This is a genomic window from Formosa haliotis (assembly GCF_001685485.1).
Lineage (GTDB): Bacteria > Bacteroidota > Bacteroidia > Flavobacteriales > Flavobacteriaceae > Formosa > Formosa haliotis.
Window position 1 is genome coordinate 3,065,815 of record NZ_BDEL01000001.1, and the last position, 15,426, is coordinate 3,081,240.

Annotated in this window: 16 protein-coding genes and 1 pseudogene; 6 read left to right on the plus strand and 11 right to left on the minus strand. The window is 34.0% G+C overall.

Translation table 11 applies throughout. From position 1 onward, the window contains the following. Positions 1 to 10: 10 nt before the first annotated feature. The 3 genes from A9D35_RS12760 to A9D35_RS12770 all read right to left on the minus strand — a co-directional run bounded on the left by A9D35_RS12760 (position 11) and on the right by A9D35_RS12770 (position 2,158). Entirely contained in the window at positions 11 to 829 is an 819-nt protein-coding gene (locus A9D35_RS12760; RefSeq protein ID WP_066223599.1) for a mechanosensitive ion channel family protein, read from the minus strand. Positions 830 to 974: 145 nt separating this feature from the next. Further along, positions 975 to 1,178, minus strand: a complete 204-nt coding sequence (locus A9D35_RS12765; RefSeq protein WP_066223601.1) for a dodecin family protein — start codon at positions 1,176 to 1,178, stop codon at positions 975 to 977. A gap of 77 nt (positions 1,179 to 1,255) precedes the next feature. Beyond that, the gene (locus A9D35_RS12770; protein WP_066223603.1) at positions 1,256 to 2,158 is read right to left on the minus strand and encodes a NifU family protein; all 903 of its coding nucleotides are present in this window, start codon (positions 2,156 to 2,158) and stop codon (positions 1,256 to 1,258) included. 299 nt (positions 2,159 to 2,457) lie between these two features. Here A9D35_RS12770 and A9D35_RS12775 point away from each other — a divergent pair, with 299 nt between their 5' ends. Together A9D35_RS12775 and A9D35_RS12780 are read left to right on the plus strand one after the other, a co-directional pair. After that, positions 2,458 to 3,459, plus strand: a complete 1,002-nt coding sequence (locus A9D35_RS12775) for a PorP/SprF family type IX secretion system membrane protein (RefSeq protein WP_066223605.1) — start codon at positions 2,458 to 2,460, stop codon at positions 3,457 to 3,459. Positions 3,460 to 3,541: 82 nt separating this feature from the next. After that, positions 3,542 to 4,060 carry a gamma carbonic anhydrase family protein gene (locus tag A9D35_RS12780; protein WP_066223607.1) on the plus strand — a complete coding sequence of 173 codons (519 nt, stop codon included), beginning with the start codon at positions 3,542 to 3,544 and terminating at the stop codon, positions 4,058 to 4,060. Here the strand turns inward: A9D35_RS12780 and murI are convergent. The 8 genes and pseudogenes from murI to A9D35_RS12815 form a co-directional block, all read right to left on the minus strand. Then, complete coding sequence (gene murI, locus A9D35_RS12785; RefSeq protein ID WP_066223609.1) at positions 4,057 to 4,836, minus strand: glutamate racemase; 780 nt, start codon at positions 4,834 to 4,836, stop codon at positions 4,057 to 4,059. The two genes, A9D35_RS12780 and murI, sit on opposite strands and share 4 nt — an antisense overlap. Before the next feature lie 62 nt (positions 4,837 to 4,898). Beyond that, positions 4,899 to 5,408 (minus strand): OmpH/Skp family outer membrane protein, encoded by a 510-nt coding sequence (locus A9D35_RS12790; protein ID WP_066223611.1) that lies wholly within the window; start codon positions 5,406 to 5,408, stop codon positions 4,899 to 4,901. A gap of 33 nt (positions 5,409 to 5,441) precedes the next feature. After that, complete coding sequence (locus A9D35_RS12795) at positions 5,442 to 6,455, minus strand: OmpH/Skp family outer membrane protein (protein ID WP_235817898.1); 1,014 nt, start codon at positions 6,453 to 6,455, stop codon at positions 5,442 to 5,444. 194 nt (positions 6,456 to 6,649) lie between these two features. Then, positions 6,650 to 9,283 (minus strand): outer membrane protein assembly factor BamA, encoded by a 2,634-nt coding sequence (bamA, locus tag A9D35_RS12800; protein ID WP_066226082.1) that lies wholly within the window; start codon positions 9,281 to 9,283, stop codon positions 6,650 to 6,652. 18 nt (positions 9,284 to 9,301) lie between these two features. Further along, positions 9,302 to 9,988: pseudogene (gene uppS, locus A9D35_RS19785) on the minus strand (undecaprenyl pyrophosphate synthase); the annotation flags it as partial. A gap of 9 nt (positions 9,989 to 9,997) precedes the next feature. Next, a complete protein-coding gene (porG, locus tag A9D35_RS12805; protein ID WP_066223616.1) occupies positions 9,998 to 10,699 on the minus strand; it encodes a type IX secretion system protein PorG in 702 nt (233 codons plus the stop codon). A gap of 99 nt (positions 10,700 to 10,798) precedes the next feature. Further along, positions 10,799 to 11,683 carry an NAD kinase gene (locus A9D35_RS12810; protein WP_066223618.1) on the minus strand — a complete coding sequence of 295 codons (885 nt, stop codon included), beginning with the start codon at positions 11,681 to 11,683 and terminating at the stop codon, positions 10,799 to 10,801. Between the two features lie 2 nt (positions 11,684 to 11,685). After that, positions 11,686 to 12,345: a CBS domain-containing protein gene (locus A9D35_RS12815; protein ID WP_066223620.1), complete on the minus strand. Its 660-nt coding sequence runs from the start codon at positions 12,343 to 12,345 to the stop codon at positions 11,686 to 11,688. Positions 12,346 to 12,436: 91 nt separating this feature from the next. Here A9D35_RS12815 and A9D35_RS12820 point away from each other — a divergent pair, with 91 nt between their 5' ends. From A9D35_RS12820 to A9D35_RS12835, 4 genes are read left to right on the plus strand one after another with little or no spacing between them, the layout of a single operon-like run. Further along, positions 12,437 to 13,150, plus strand: a complete 714-nt coding sequence (locus A9D35_RS12820) for a pyridoxine 5'-phosphate synthase (protein WP_066223621.1) — start codon at positions 12,437 to 12,439, stop codon at positions 13,148 to 13,150. A gap of 23 nt (positions 13,151 to 13,173) precedes the next feature. Next, entirely contained in the window at positions 13,174 to 13,938 is a 765-nt protein-coding gene (locus A9D35_RS12825) for an alpha/beta fold hydrolase (RefSeq protein WP_066223622.1), read from the plus strand. Positions 13,939 to 13,978: 40 nt separating this feature from the next. Further along, complete coding sequence (locus tag A9D35_RS12830; protein ID WP_066223623.1) at positions 13,979 to 15,037, plus strand: energy transducer TonB; 1,059 nt, start codon at positions 13,979 to 13,981, stop codon at positions 15,035 to 15,037. A 32-nt stretch (positions 15,038 to 15,069) separates the two neighbouring features. After that, complete coding sequence (locus tag A9D35_RS12835) at positions 15,070 to 15,417, plus strand: phage holin family protein (protein WP_066223625.1); 348 nt, start codon at positions 15,070 to 15,072, stop codon at positions 15,415 to 15,417. The last annotated feature ends 9 nt before the right edge of the window (positions 15,418 to 15,426 follow it).

The following is a 15,426-nucleotide window of genomic DNA, read 5'->3' on the forward strand; positions in this document are numbered from 1 at the left end:
ATGTTTAAACTTATCCTTCTTTTTGAATCTCGACAGAGTGTGGGTAAGGAATTTCAATTCCAGCAGCATCAAGATCTAATTTAATTCTTTCAGTATTTTCAAAATGAACATCCCAATAGTCTGAAGTATTAACCCAACCTCTTACAGCAAAGTTAACAGAACTTTCGCCTAATTCGGTAACAGCTACCATTGGAGCTGGTTCTTTTAATACTTTAGGGTTAGAGGTTAAAACATTCATTAATACCTCTTTGGTTTTCTTAATATCATCATCGTAACTAACACCTACAACCATATCTAAACGAATTTTATCTTCGGCACTATAGTTTGTAATGTTTCCGTTAGATAATGCCCCATTAGGAACAATGACTAAACGGTTTTGTGGCGTATTAAGTTGGGTTGTGAAAATGTGAATCTCTTTAACTGTACCAGCTTCACCTTGTGCTTCAATATAGTCACCAACCTTAAAAGGCTTAAATAACATTATTAATACACCTCCTGCAAAATTACCAAGAGAACCTTGTAAAGCTAAACCAATAGCTAAACCAGCGGCACCAATTATTGCAGCGAACGATGTTGTTGGTACACCTAGTATACCTAAAAGGGTGATAATTAATAATATTTTTAGAATCCAGCTAACTAGGTTTAAAAGAAAGGATTGAAGACCTTCTTCGTAATTACTTCTAGTCATTAATTTTCTAGATGTATTTACTAGTTTCTTAATTATCCACGATCCAATGATCCAAATAACTATGGCTCCTATAATCTTTAAACCATAAGTTGTTGCAAATACCATAATCTGGTCAGTCCAGTACTGTAAATCCTTTTCCATATTTTATATTGATTTTTTACAAATCTATAAAAATCAAATAAAAAACAAATGAAATCTAGGTGAAAGAAATGTTGATTTTGTTTAAAAATATAAAAGCGCATAACTTCCATGAAGTTATGCGCTTTTATAAGCTGTAATTTTTTGATTAGGAGTTAACCTCGAATGTGATTTTTACATCAACTCGATATTGATCTAATTCTCCATCTTTTACTGTTACACTGTGTTCTTTAACGTATACAGATTTAATGTTTTTCACTGTTTTGGACGCTTCCTTTACAGCTTTTCTTGTTGCGTCTTCCCAACTTTTATCAGAGTTTGATAATACTTCAATTACTTTTAAAATTGCCATGGTTGTAATGTTTTATTGATTTCTTTAAAATTACAACTTAAGGAGATAAATCTCTGATAATGAAATGTTAAATTCCGTTATCCGTTTATAGCCTCTACAATTTCAACTTTGTCTTTTAGCATTTCCTTCAACATATTTTCGATACCATTTTTTAGAGTAAATGTTGAAGATGGGCAACCACTACAAGCACCTTGTAAAATGACTTTAACCGTTTTTGTGTTTGGGTCGTAAGACTGAAATTGAATATTACCACCATCGCTAGCAACAGCAGGTTTTACGTATTCTTCTAAAATATTAATGATTTCTTTAGACACATCGTCTAGAGCTTCAAAAGTTTCATCGATTTGCACCGTCGTTTTTCCTAAAGCTTCTGAGGCTTCTGGACGAACAACATCTTTGCCTTGCTCTATATAACCACGAATAAATTCTCGAAGTTCAAGGGTAATATCTTGCCATTCCGCAATGTCATATTTTGTAATAGACACATAATTTTCGTCAATGAAAATACTTTTCACAAACGGGAAATGAAATAATTCTGTGGCTAGTGGCGATAATTTAGCATCGTCTATAGAGGTAAATTCAAACATCGCTGTTACTAATTTTTTATTCGCAACAAACTTTTGTACAGCAGGGTTAGGCGTACTTTCAGCATATACCGTAACGGCTGTTTTTTTAGGAGCAGCAGCTTCAATAACTACAACACCATCATTGTTTAAATAATCTTCAATCTGTTTTGCAACTTCATCCTGAACATCTGCCCATTCTACAATATTAAAGCGCTCTACTGCAATAAAGTTGGCAGAGATATATACTTTTTTTACAAACGGTAAATAGAATAATTGCTGAGCTAAAGGAGATGTTTTGGCTTCATCGATATTATGAAATTCAAAACTCTGGTATTTGGTTATGAATTGGTTTAATTCAAATTTTATTATCGCTGGATTCGTGGTTTCATGTACAGAAACGCTAAATGTCTTCATTTTCAAATGTTTTTGCAAAAATAATAAAACTAAATTTTAGTTATGTAGTAATAGGTCTTAAATTAAAGCGTTATTTAGAGAGATGTGATATTGAAATATTGTTAGTTTTTTAGGCAGTTTTATTCAATAACATTTTTATAACGAATCATTAATGTTTAATTATCAATTAATTTATGGTAAACCGTAATTGATATAGGTTGAAGTTACCATTTAATTTATATATTTAGAATCGCATTTTTCTTACTCCCCGAAAAGAAACATAGCGACTACAATAAAACTAATAGCAAACATATATTTACATGAAGTTTAGAATAATTAGGCTCGTTCTCATTTTTATTTTTATGAGTCCAATTTGTATAGCGCAAGAAGGTTTACCCATTTATTCTGATTATTTAACAGATAATTACTACTTAATTCACCCCTCTATGGCTGGGGCGGCAAATTGTGCCAAACTTAGATTAACAGCGAGACAACAATGGTTAGGTCAGGATGAAGCTCCGGCATTAATGACTGCTAGTGTTAATGGAAGAATAGGCGAATCGCCATCTGCTGTTGGAGCTATTTTTTATGCCGATAAAAATGGGTATCATTCGCAAAACGGAGCTTATGCCACCTATGCACATCATTTAATGTTTTCTAGGAATGAAATAGATTTAAATATGCTGTCGTTTGGATTAAGTGCTGGGTTTGTGCAATACCGATTAGATGAATCTGCATTTATTAATTCTGGATTCGACCCTATTATATCTGGAATTCAGCAAAGCTCACCCAATTTTAATATGGATTTTGGGATGTCTTATCATCTTATTAATGCTTATGCTCATTTTACGGTGAAGAATTTATTGAAGAATGATGGTATTAATAATGATATTGAAATTACTAGCAATTTAAGACGCTATTTGCTTTCGGTAGGGAATGTCTTTAAAACACGACGCGAGGGTTTAACTTTAGAACCTTCGATACTGTATCAATATAGAGAAGGGACCAGAGAATCTACTATAGATGTAAACTTTAAAGCCTACCAAGATTTTGAAAAAGCAAAAATGTGGTTAGGGTTGTCGTACAGACAAAGTTTAGACGGTGCCGAATATCTTGATGGTTCTGGGGTGAGTTCGCAAAGATCCATGTATATAACTCCTATTATGGGTGTTAATTATAAGCAGTTTATGTTTGCTTATAACTATACCTATCAAGCAAATTCTATAGTGTTTAATAATGGCGGCTTTCATCAATTTACTTTAGGATATAACTTTAATTGTAGAAAAGTGAAATATGAATGCGATTGTCCAGCAGTCAATTAAAATCCGTTTAGTGACAACTAATTGTTAGCCTTATTTTGAGGTCTAAATAGCTTTAATGACTAACTTTGTAATTAAAACTTAGATTATGATTATAAAAGCTGTAAACGGAAAATCTCCTCAAATTCCAGACGATTGTTTTATAGCCGAAAATGCTACCATTTTAGGTGAAGTGAGCATGGGCGAAAATTGCAGTATATGGTATAATGCCGTTATTCGTGGAGATGTTCATTTTATAAAAATGGGAAATAAAGTGAATGTTCAAGATGGAGCGGTTATACATGCTACGTACCAAAAATCTCCAACTACTATTGGAAATAATGTATCTATAGGACATAATGCTTTGGTTCATGGTTGTACGATTCACGATAATGTTTTAATAGGTATGGGAAGCATTGTTATGGACGATTGTATTATTGAAAGTAATTCTATTATCGCGGCAGGAGCCGTGGTTACTAAAAATACTCATGTAAAATCTGGAAGTATTTACGCAGGAGTTCCGGCTAAAAAAGTAAAAGATATTAGTGAGGAATTAATCTCTGGAGAAATCAATAGAATAGCAGATAATTATGTGAAGTATTCGAGTTGGTTTAAAGAGGATTAGAAATTCAAGAACTTAACAGTATGCTTCTCGTTTAAAAGTGCCTGCATCACCTTAGTAGATCCGTTTGTAAAAAACTCGTGATGTCCTAATTTGGTGCTTGTGTTTAGTAAGTTTTGTTGCTCAAGTATCGCTTTTGTTTGTCTGGCAACCGCTTCACCTGAATCAATTATTTTCACATGTTTTGGTAATAATTCTAAAAGCAGAGGTAGTAGGTAAGGGTAGTGCGTGCAACCCAAAACGAGATAGTCTATATTAGCATCTAGCATTGGTTTTAAGTACGGTTTTAATAAGGTACGCATGGTGTCACTTAAAGTCTCTCCTGCTTCTATAAGCTGTACTATACCTTCCCCGACCTGTTCTATAACTTCTACGTCGTTTCTGTATAAATCGGTTGTTTTATGAAACAAGTCACTGCTTAAAGTACCTTTTGTAGCTAGAATTCCAACAGCTTTTGTTTTGCTATTTAAAGACGCTGGCTTTATTGCTGGCTCTATACCTATAAAAGGAATGCTATAGGTTTCTCTTAATACTTTAATAGCATTGGTAGTGGCTGTATTGCACGCTACAACAATAAGCTTACAGTTTTTGTTTAAGAGGTACTCTGTGTTTTTTATGCTTAATTTTAAAATGTCTTCGGCCGATTTATTGCCATAAGGTGCATTTGCACTATCGGCGAGATAAATGGTGTTTTCAAAAGGGAGTAGAGCCTCTATTTCTTTGTAAACAGAAGTGCCACCAACGCCAGAATCGAATATGCCTATAGCTTGTGTGTTCATGGGTTCAAAAATAAAAAAAGCCGCTTAAAAAGCAGCTTTTTTTGTATTCTTAAAGGTTTAAATTAGAAACCTAATTCTTTTTTAACATCGTTTAAAAGATCTTTCCCATCGGCCATAATAACACCACCACCTTGAGAAGCATCTAATACATAGTCAAAACCTTGAGCTCTTGCAACTTTTAAAATAGCAGCTTTTGCTTTTTCAGTAATAGGCTTTAATAAGTCTATTTCTTTTTGTTGCATGTCTTTTTGTGCTTGTTGTTGGTATTGACGGATGTTTTGCTCCATGGTTTGAACTTCTTGCACACGCTTAGCATTCTCTTCTTGAGTTTTTGTAGAAGATTCAGCGTCGTATTGCTTTACTTTAGTATCAAGTTCTGTTGCCATATTTTTAATGTCAGCCTCATACGTCTTCCCTAATTTTTCCATTTGCCCTTGAGCAGCCTTCATTTCTGGCATAGAAGAAACTAATTCTTGAGTATTAATATGAGCAACTTTACTTTGTGCTTGTACAAAAGATGATGCGCCAATAAATAAAGCTGTTGCAATTAAAAGTGTTTTAATTTGTTTCATTTTTAAAGTATTAATTTGTGTTATAAATTTTAGTTAATTACTGTCTTCGGTATTTTCAGTGTTATTTTCTTTTTCTTCACGTTCTTGTTGTGCTTTCTCGCGTTCTTCCAAGATACGTTGTTTTCTTGCTTCTAATTCTAATTTTCTTGCTTCGCGATCTCTTAATTTTTGTTGTTTACGCTCTTCAAGAATTTCTTCTCTAGTTTTAGGCTCTGATTCTGACGCATTTTCATCGTTTTCATCTGAGGGCGCTAATGTATCATTATTTTCTGAATTATCAGAAACTTTATTTCTTGCAGCCAACTTTTCTTGTTTAGCAGCTTCTCGTTCGGCTAAAATTCTTTCGCGACGTTCTTGAGCTTCTAGTTTGTTTGCTGCGCGTTCGTCTAGAATTGCTTGCCGGCGTTCTTCTTCTAAGCGCTCGCGTTCTAATCGTTTATCTTCAAGAGCTTTTTCTCTGGCTTCAAGTTCTGGATTATATTCTGGAACCGTATCTTCTAGCGCAGCATTTTTACGTTGTTCTTTGGTTTGTGCTTGTTGGCGTTTCGATGTTCTATTAATACTTCTTAATACCAATTCGCTAATATCGTAACGTTCGGCAGAATATAACATGACTAAATCTGCAGATTTATCGAAGATAAAATCATATTGCTTTGAAGCTGCGATATCTTGAACTGCCGAAAAAATTTGATCTTGGATGGGTTGAAGTAATTGTTTCTTCTGAATCATTAAATCGCCATTAGGACCAAATCGTTTTTGTTGATGATCTAAAATCTCTTTTTCTTCAAAATCTATATCTTCCTTACGTTCTTCATAAAGCTCTGGTGTTAACAGTGCTTTTTCGTTACTTAAATCTTTGCGTTTTTGGGCAACATCGTTAAGTCTTAATTCGATGTCTGCTTTCCAACGTTTTACTTTATCAGCTAATTGAGATGAAGCATCTTGATATTCAGGAACATGTTCTAAAATATATTCTGTGTCTATGTAACCAATTCTTACGCCACGCTGGGCATGTGTATTAAGAGTTAGAAGACATATTACAGTCATTAAAAAAAGAACGTTTATTTTCATCTGTTTCATATTAAAAAAATTATTAACTGCTGAACTTTATAAACGACAGATGCTTAAAAATATTCTGTCTGTTCGAGAATTAAAGTGGCTAAAATTAACAAATTTTAACTTTATAACTTTTAAAACATGAGACAAATCATGAGTAGGTTAATAGAAAATATCATGCCAAATTAAAATTGTTGTCCAATAATAAAGTGTGTTTCCCATCCGTTAGGTGTATTTTGACCAGGAAGCGGATCGAAACCGTAACCAAAATCTATTCCTAATAATCCAAATGCAGGCATAAATACACGTAATCCAGCACCAGCAGATCGTTTTAATTGGAATGGGTTATAATCTCTAAACGTGTTGAAAGCAGCACCTCCTTCTACAAACGTAAGGGCATATATTTTAGCTGAAGCCGCTAAGGTAATTGGGTAACGTAATTCTAAAGAGAATTTGTTATAAATCGCGGCACCATCGTTGGTTGTATTTCCATTTCTATCTACAGGTTGTATAGATTGATTAGGATAACCACGTAAGGCAACAGCTTCTCTACCATCTAAACTAAAGCTACCTAAACCATCACCTCCTAAAAAGAAACGTTCGAAAGGAATTACTCCTCTAGATTGATTGTAGGCGCCTAAATATCCAAACTCTACATTTGGTTTTAAAACTAATTTACCAATGATACTCGTATACCATTCTCCTTTAAATTTAATTTTATAAAATTCTAACCAATTAAAACGTTCTTGGTCAATTTCTCCCATACGTGCGTAAGCATCATTTCTAGCCGCTGCAGAAGCATCTGGGTCATTATAAATTAATTCTTCTTCTGCACGCTCCACTTCTAGTGCTTCGTAATCTACATTGTTAAATAGCGAGTACGGTAAAGATAACTTAGCACTTACACTAAAGTTAGATCCTCCAAGCGGGAAAATTGGATCGTTCCAGGTATTGTTTCTTGTTAAGCCTATTGTGTAAGCTAAACTGTTAGAGTACCCATCGGAAAACGTAAATAATCCGGTGCTATAGTTTTTTAGATTATAGTGTTGGTAACTTACGGCTTGAGATAGGGTGAAATAATCATCTGGTACCGATAATCGTTTTGCTAAACCAACCGTAACTCCCGTAATATTGAAACGTTTGTCTTTATCTGCTTGTCCCGTAGATGAGTCGTATAAAAACTGATTAGAGTGCGAGATAGAAGTAGAAAATTGTACTGGTTTTTTACCTCCTAACCATGGTTCTGAGAACGAGAAACTATACGTTCTGTAGAACTGACTGGCTTGTAAACGAAGCGCTAATTGTTGACCATCTCCCATTGGAACGGGCTTATAAGCGTCTTTATTAAAAATATTTTTTAATGAAAAGTTGTTAAATGAAAGCCCTAAGGTCCCAATGAAACCACCTCCACCGTAACCACCTTGTAGCTCGATTTGGCTAGATCCTGTTTCTTCAACCTTATACTCCATGTCTACCGTTCCTTCATTAGGATTTACGTTTTTAAAGTCGGGTGTTAATGTTTCAGCATCAAAGAAGCCTAACTGACTTAATTCACGAACCGTTCTAACCACGTTGGCTTTACTGTATAATTCTCCTGGACGCGTACGGATTTCGCGATAAATAACATGGTCGTTTGTTTTTTCGTTACCTACTACAGTAACATTGTTGAAGTAGGCCGGTTTACCTTCAGAAATTCTAATTTCCATATCGATAACCTGTCCGTCGGCATTAGTTTCTACAGGGTTAATTGTAGAGAATAAATACCCGTTATTTTGGTATAAGTTGGTAATGTCATTTCCATCTGGTTTAGTATCGTCTGCAATTCCTTTTGCCAATAGTACCCCGTTATATGTATCGCCTTTTCTAACTCTTAAAATGGCATTTAAATACTGGTCTGTATATACTGTGTTTCCTATAAAATTAATGTCTCCGAAAATATATTTTTTACCTTCTTCAACTTTTAAATTAATAGAAATAGATTCGTCTTTATTAACAAATATGCTATCTGAAACGATACGAGCATCTCTATATCCGTTTTCTTTATAGGTGTCTATAACACTTACTAAATCCGCTTTATAGTCCTCTTCAATAAATTTTGAACGTTTCCAAACACGATAGAATTGCTTTTTCTTGGTGTTTTTCATACTAGCCTGCAACTTTTTGTCGCTAAGCACTGTATTGCCAATAAAGTTAATATCTTTAATTTTTACTTTTGGTCCTTTGTCTATGGCAACAACCATGTTTACTCGAGGTTTTTCTATAGAATCTACAATAGGAATAACGTTTATGTTAACTTTTGCAGAGTAAAACCCATCCTTCGAGTATTTGTTTTCTAGGTAATTTTTGGTAGTAGTAATTAGGTTTTCGGTTACTTTAACCCCCTCGTTAAGGTTGTTTTCAGTAATAATTTCTTCCATCTTACTTTTCTTGATTCCCGTTATTTTTACATCGCGTAATTCTGGTAAATCGTACAAGTGTATTTCTAAACTTGCGACATTATCGTGTACGTCTTTAATGTAAATTTCGATATCGCTAAAAAGGCCAGATTTCCAAAGTTTTTTAATTGCTCCGCTTATTTCTTCGCCCGGAATTAAAAGTTCTTCACCTTTTCTAAGCCCGGAATAGGTTACAATAGTTTGTTCGCTAAAGCTAGAATTTCCTGATACTGTGATTTCTGAAATGGTATATTTTTTACCTTGTATCCCCGGTGCTTGGGCATTAACTATAGCAGAAGTTAACGAAAAAAGTAAGATAAAAATAAAAGGTAAATATGTTTTCAATGATAATGAATTAGCTAAGTTGTTCACTTGTTTTTCCAAAACGGCGTTCTCTTTTTGATAGTCAATAATAGCATCATACAAATGTTGCTTGGTAAAGTCAGGCCAAAGTACATCTGTAAAATATAATTCGGCATAGGCTATTTGCCAAAGTAAAAAATTGCTTATGCGTTTTTCGCCGCTAGTGCGTATAAGCAAGTCTACGTCTGGTAAATTTTGCGTGTAAAGATGCTTATTTATAACTGATTCGTCAATACTTTCTGAAGAAATTATATTATTTTTAACTTTATTACTAATTTCTTTAACCGCCTGAATGAGTTCTTCCTGCGAACCGTAGCTTAAGGCCAGGGTGAGTGTCATTCTAGTATTGTTTTCAGTTTTAGTAATAACCTCTTGTAATTCCTTAAACACTTTTTTAGGTAAAGTAGATAAATTACCTATAGCATTTAACTTTATATTGTTGTCTTGAAGTGTTTTAATTTCTTTTCGTAGCGAGCTTACTAGAAGCTTCATTAGAGTGTCTACTTCAAGCTTTGGGCGGTTCCAGTTCTCTGTAGAGAAGGCGTAAAGAGTAAGGTTTTCTACTCCTAGTTCGGCGCAGGATTCTACAGTTGTTCTTACAGATTTTGTTCCATTTTCATGACCGATAGCACGAAGTAAACCTTTTTGTTTAGCCCAGCGCCCGTTACCATCCATAATTATGGCGATATGCTTAGGTAATCTTTTTATGTCGATGTTGTCGTTCAAAATAAAGTGTTAATTAATGCAATAACATGGATTTCTTCCAAAGGTATAAGTTAAGGTAATCCCGGTAAATACATACCAATCGTTATTGTTTATATTTCCGTAACGGTGATCTTCAGTAATTTCTCCATCTACTTTAACCGTGTAATCGCTACCATCTATATTGTCAGAAAAAGTGTAACGTGCAGCTACTTCTGCTCCAAGGATTAAGGAATGAGATATCCGGAACTTATAACCAAAAGCCATTGGAATACCAAGTATCCAACTTTCAGAATCATCAGAAACTAGCCTACTAGATTCATAGTGGAAATCGCGAGTTAAACCAGCCGATACTCCTAAAAATAAATAAGGTGTATGAACACGATCTGATTTGTTTAAATCGAATTCAAAAAAATTAAATTCCAGACCTGCCGAAGCCTCTGCAATACGGTTTTTTGTAACTTTATAACCTCTTTGTTCTCTACTCGGGTCATCAGATTTAGTATCGTCGAAAACTAAATTTGAAATCATACCCGTAGCTCTCCATGTTACTCTAGGGGTTCTATTCCATTTATACACTCCACCAACGGCAAGTTTAGACGGATTAATAAATACAGTACTACCAGCGTCGCCAATAAAGTTACTACCTCCTAAAAACACACCAATTTCATGGTTTTGGGCATAACTATGTTGTAGACAAAAAATTGAAATAATAAGTACGATTAGATACCTCATAAAGTTTTAAAGTTTGCAAATATAACAAATAAGATTAGCTCTTAACAAATTGAATAAATTTGTATTAGATTAAAAACAGAAATTGAGTCATATTATTGTTTAATTGCGTTTATCTTCTCCCCACAATAATTTTTTTCTCAATGTATTTAGAAAGCTTTCATTTAGTAATTCTATCATTTTAACTTTAAAATTTGCTTTTTTTATGGTTAATATCGTTTCATTATCTATAGTTGCTATTCTGGAGTCTAAAGAAACTAAATAATTATTCTCCCTACCACTAACTTTTAGTTTAATTTCTGTAGAATCGGTAATTATTAGTGGTCTAGCATTTAAATTATGAGGGGCAATTGGTGTTAGAGCCAAACTATTTGTGTCTGGGGTAATGACTGGTCCGCCGCAACTTAAAGAATATCCAGTAGATCCTGTTGGTGTTGCTATAATAAGACCATCGCTCCAATACGATGTTAAATACTCGTCGTTTAAGTAGGTTTCTACCGTAATCATAGACGTTGTATCTTTTCTGCTAACTGCAATTTCGTTTAAAGCAAAATTCATCTTTGCAATGTCTTCGTTTTCTGGCGAGGTGGAAATTGCCAGGAGGCTACGTTCAGAGATTTTGTAATTTCCATTTAATATATCGTCTATAGCTTTTTCGATATATTCTTTTGGTATGGTTGCTAAAAATCCTAAACGGCCAGCATTTATACCCACAATAGGAATGCCTAAATCTTTAACAAAAGTTACTGCTCGTAAAATTGTACCATCGCCTCCAATACTAATAAGTAGATCGAAAGTGGCGTCTAAGGCATCAAAAGTTTTAAACACATCGTATTTCTGATCATCTTCTAATTCATCGTGAATTAAATCGAAAAAATGACGTTCTATATAAATATCGGCATGTTTCTTTAGCAGATGTCTAAGTAGAATTTCAACAGGAACATCAGAGTTTTTATGATAAAATTGTCCGAAAATGGCGATTTTCATGCTTACATGTTTAGGTATTTGTTCAAATAATCTGAACGTTCTTTAAGATTCTCTAGGTAACTATCGTCTTCTGTTCCAGAAATAATATTGTAGTTGTAGCGTCTAAAACTTTGTATAATATCGTTTAATCCAGTGTTTCCTATTTTTAAAGTAAACTGTACTAAGTCGTTTTCCATTTTCGAAATAAATACGCCAAGCAGCTTTCCTTTGTTCGATTCTATAATTTGGGTAATTTCACTAAACGAGTAATCGTTAATGCCTTTTTCAATTATTAGTGTGCCTCCATCTTCCGCAAAAAATGGCGTTTGGTTAAACAATGTAATTACATCATTCAATTCATAATACCCTAAATAGGTGTTGTTGGCACTTAAAACAGGCATAATATTAGTGGCGTTTTGTGCAAAGGTTTCTAAAACATCTAACCAATTTGCTGTTTCCCGTACAAAAAAGCCTTCTGCGGCATAGCTGTAATCTTGAACAAATTTATCGCTTTCAAAACAGTATACATCGGTCTCAGACAGGCAACCAATATAGGTGTTGTCCTGGTTTTTAATAGGCATGTGGGTATAGGTAAGCTGATTGAATAGCAGTTGCATATCGCTAATTTTATCAGCTGTACTTAACGGCTTGATGTCGTTTATAATATATTCGGAAAGATTCATTATATCCTAATTTACTTGTGTGCAAATTAATTAAAAAATAGTACAATAAGCCTGTTCTACTTTGTATTTTTGCGTTATTAAAATAGGATTTATGACAAAATTAAGTGTAAATATTAATAAAATAGCAACGTTAAGAAACTCTCGAGGGGGTGATTTACCTAATGTTGTTCAGTTTGCAAAAGATGTTCAGCGTTTTGGAGCCGAGGGGGTAACGATTCATCCAAGGCCAGACGAACGTCATATTCGATACCAAGATGCATTCGATTTAAAGGCAGAAGTGTATACCGAATATAATATTGAAGGAAATCCTATTAAAAAATTTATGGATATGGTTTTAGAGATACAACCTACCCAAGTCACCCTTGTTCCGGATGCTGATGATGCCATCACGTCTAACGCAGGTTGGGATACCATAAAACACAAAGATTTTTTAATAGATATTATAACAGAATGTAAACGAAACCAAATTCGTACTTCTATTTTTGTAGATCCCGATTTAAAGCAAATTGAAGGTGCAAAAGCAACTGGAACAGATCGTATCGAGTTGTATACGGAAGCCTTTGCGCATCAATTCGGTTTAGGAAACTCGGATAGTATTTTGCCTTATACCGAATGTGCTGTGTTAGCAAATAGTTTAGGGTTAGGTATTAATGCTGGGCACGATTTGTCTTTAGATAATATTAAATTTTTCAAAGATAATATCCCAGGGTTGTTAGAAGTTTCTATAGGTCATGCTTTAATTTCGGAAAGTTTGTATCTGGGCATAGAAAACGTAGTGAATATGTATTTAAATAAACTGAAATAAAGCGATTAATTAAATAAAAAGTAATGCAATTACATTCAAATATAATAGGCGAAGGCACAGCTTTTGTTATTCTTCACGGTTTTTTAGGAATGAGCGATAACTGGAAAACTCTTGGCTTACGTTTTAGCGAACATAATTATCAAGTACATTTAGTAGACCAGCGTAATCACGGAAGAAGTTTTCATAGCGACGATTTTAGTTACGAAGTGTTAGCAGAAGATTTAAAAGCCTATTGCGATGAACATCATTTAAAAAACATTGTGCTTTTAGGGCATTCTATGGGAGGAAAAACAGCCATGTTATTTGCTTCTAAATACCCAGAATATATTTCAAAATTGCTTGTGGCAGATATTTCACCGCGTTTTTATCCGGTACATCACGATGCTATTTTAAATGGCTTAGGAGCTTTAGACTTTTCTGAAATCAAATCGCGGGGAGCAGCAGATAAAGCATTAGCCCAATATGTTCCAGATCTAGGTACACGTCAATTTCTTCTTAAGAATTTATATTGGGTAGAACAAGGGCAATTAGGCTTGCGAATAAATGTAGAAGCCTTAACAGAGCACGTTTCAGAAGTTGGTGAAGCCTTACCAATTCATGCCCAGTTTGATGGTGAAACATTGTTTTTACGCGGTGATAAATCAGAATATATTGCGCTTCAAGATGAAAGCATCATAAAAACTCATTTTCCAAACGCCAAAATAGTGACCATAAAAAATGCTGGACACTGGTTACATGCCGAAAATCCAGAAGATTTTTTTCAAGCGGTTATCCATTTTATTAAATAGAAGTTTATCTTTACTAGAACTAAATTTTAACTACTTCTAAATGAAACGCTTTGTATTATATCTGTTTGTTTTGTTTGCTATAAATATTTTTGCACAGAACAAGCATGAAGATGGTCCTTTTAAAGAATATTACAAAAATGGAACGTTAAAAGCAGAAGGCACCTATAAATCAGATAAGAAGATAGGACGATGGCAGTATTATTACGATAATGGTCAAATCGAAAAAGAGGATATGTTTTTACCTAATGGAAGTTGGTCTGGATTGAGCCGAACGTATACCCAAGCAGGTGTTTTAAAAAGTGAAACTAAAACTGATCCTGCAGAACACGGAAGTTATATTGAAAAGGAGTTTTTTGGCGACGGAAGTGTTCATCGAGAATTTATATTGAAATCTGTTGAAGGCAAAAATTATCAAACCAGAAAAGGACCTTATAAGGAGTATTATGCCAATGGTAATATTAAGGTTGAATGTATGTTAGATCAAGGAAATGTAGTTGGTGTGTGGAAACAGTATTATCCTACCACAGAATTAGAGTGGGAAGTTAATTATACAAATGGTTATAAACAAGGAAGCTATAAACAGTACTATACTGATGGAACCGTTCAAATTGAAGGGACTACTGATTTAGATTTGAAAGATGGAGAGGAACAAAGGTTTGATACTGAAGGGAAGAGTGTTCAGAAATTAAAATATAAAAAAGGGGTGCTTAAAAATAGCTCAAAAAATGCCGATGCAATTATCGCTAATATTCCTGATGGCGTATTAGAAAAAGTGCCTGTGTATCCAGGTTGCGAAACGGTATTGGGGAATATGGCTAGGAGAAAATGTATGTCTTTAGAAATTTCTAAATTTGTAGCAGGAAAATTTAATACCACTTTTGCAGGAGATACTAATTTAAAGGGTGTTCAGAAAATTTATGTCATTTTTAAGATCAATGAAACAGGTAATGTTGTAGATATCCGGTCTCGAGCAGAGCATAAAGCATTTGAGGCTGAAGCAATTCGTGTATTAGCTTTATTACCAAAAATGAAACCAGGTTATGTTTATGGAAAGCCGGTAGAAGTGCCGTATAGCCTGCCAATAGTTTTTAAAATATAATTTTAATACATCTTAAAATATAGAGTTAGAGTATGAAACAAATCATTAAATTTTTATTAAACGCCTTATTGGTAGTTTTACTGGCTAATTTTTTTTCAGGAATACATGTCGATGGGTTTATGACAGGGTTGCTTGTTGTACTAGTATTAGCCATTTTAGATTTTTTAGTAAAGCCTATTTTAAAAATATTAACGTTTCCCATTACCGTGGTAACTTTCGGGTTATTTCTGTTTGTTATTAATGGGTTAATTATATTATTGGCGAGTAAATTGGTAAGCGGTTTTCATGTCGATTCTATTTGGTCTGGTATCCTGTTTAGTATTTTATTGGCCATACTTCAATCTGTAATAGCCGGTCTTATAGGAGACGATAAAAAATAGTCTGAAATA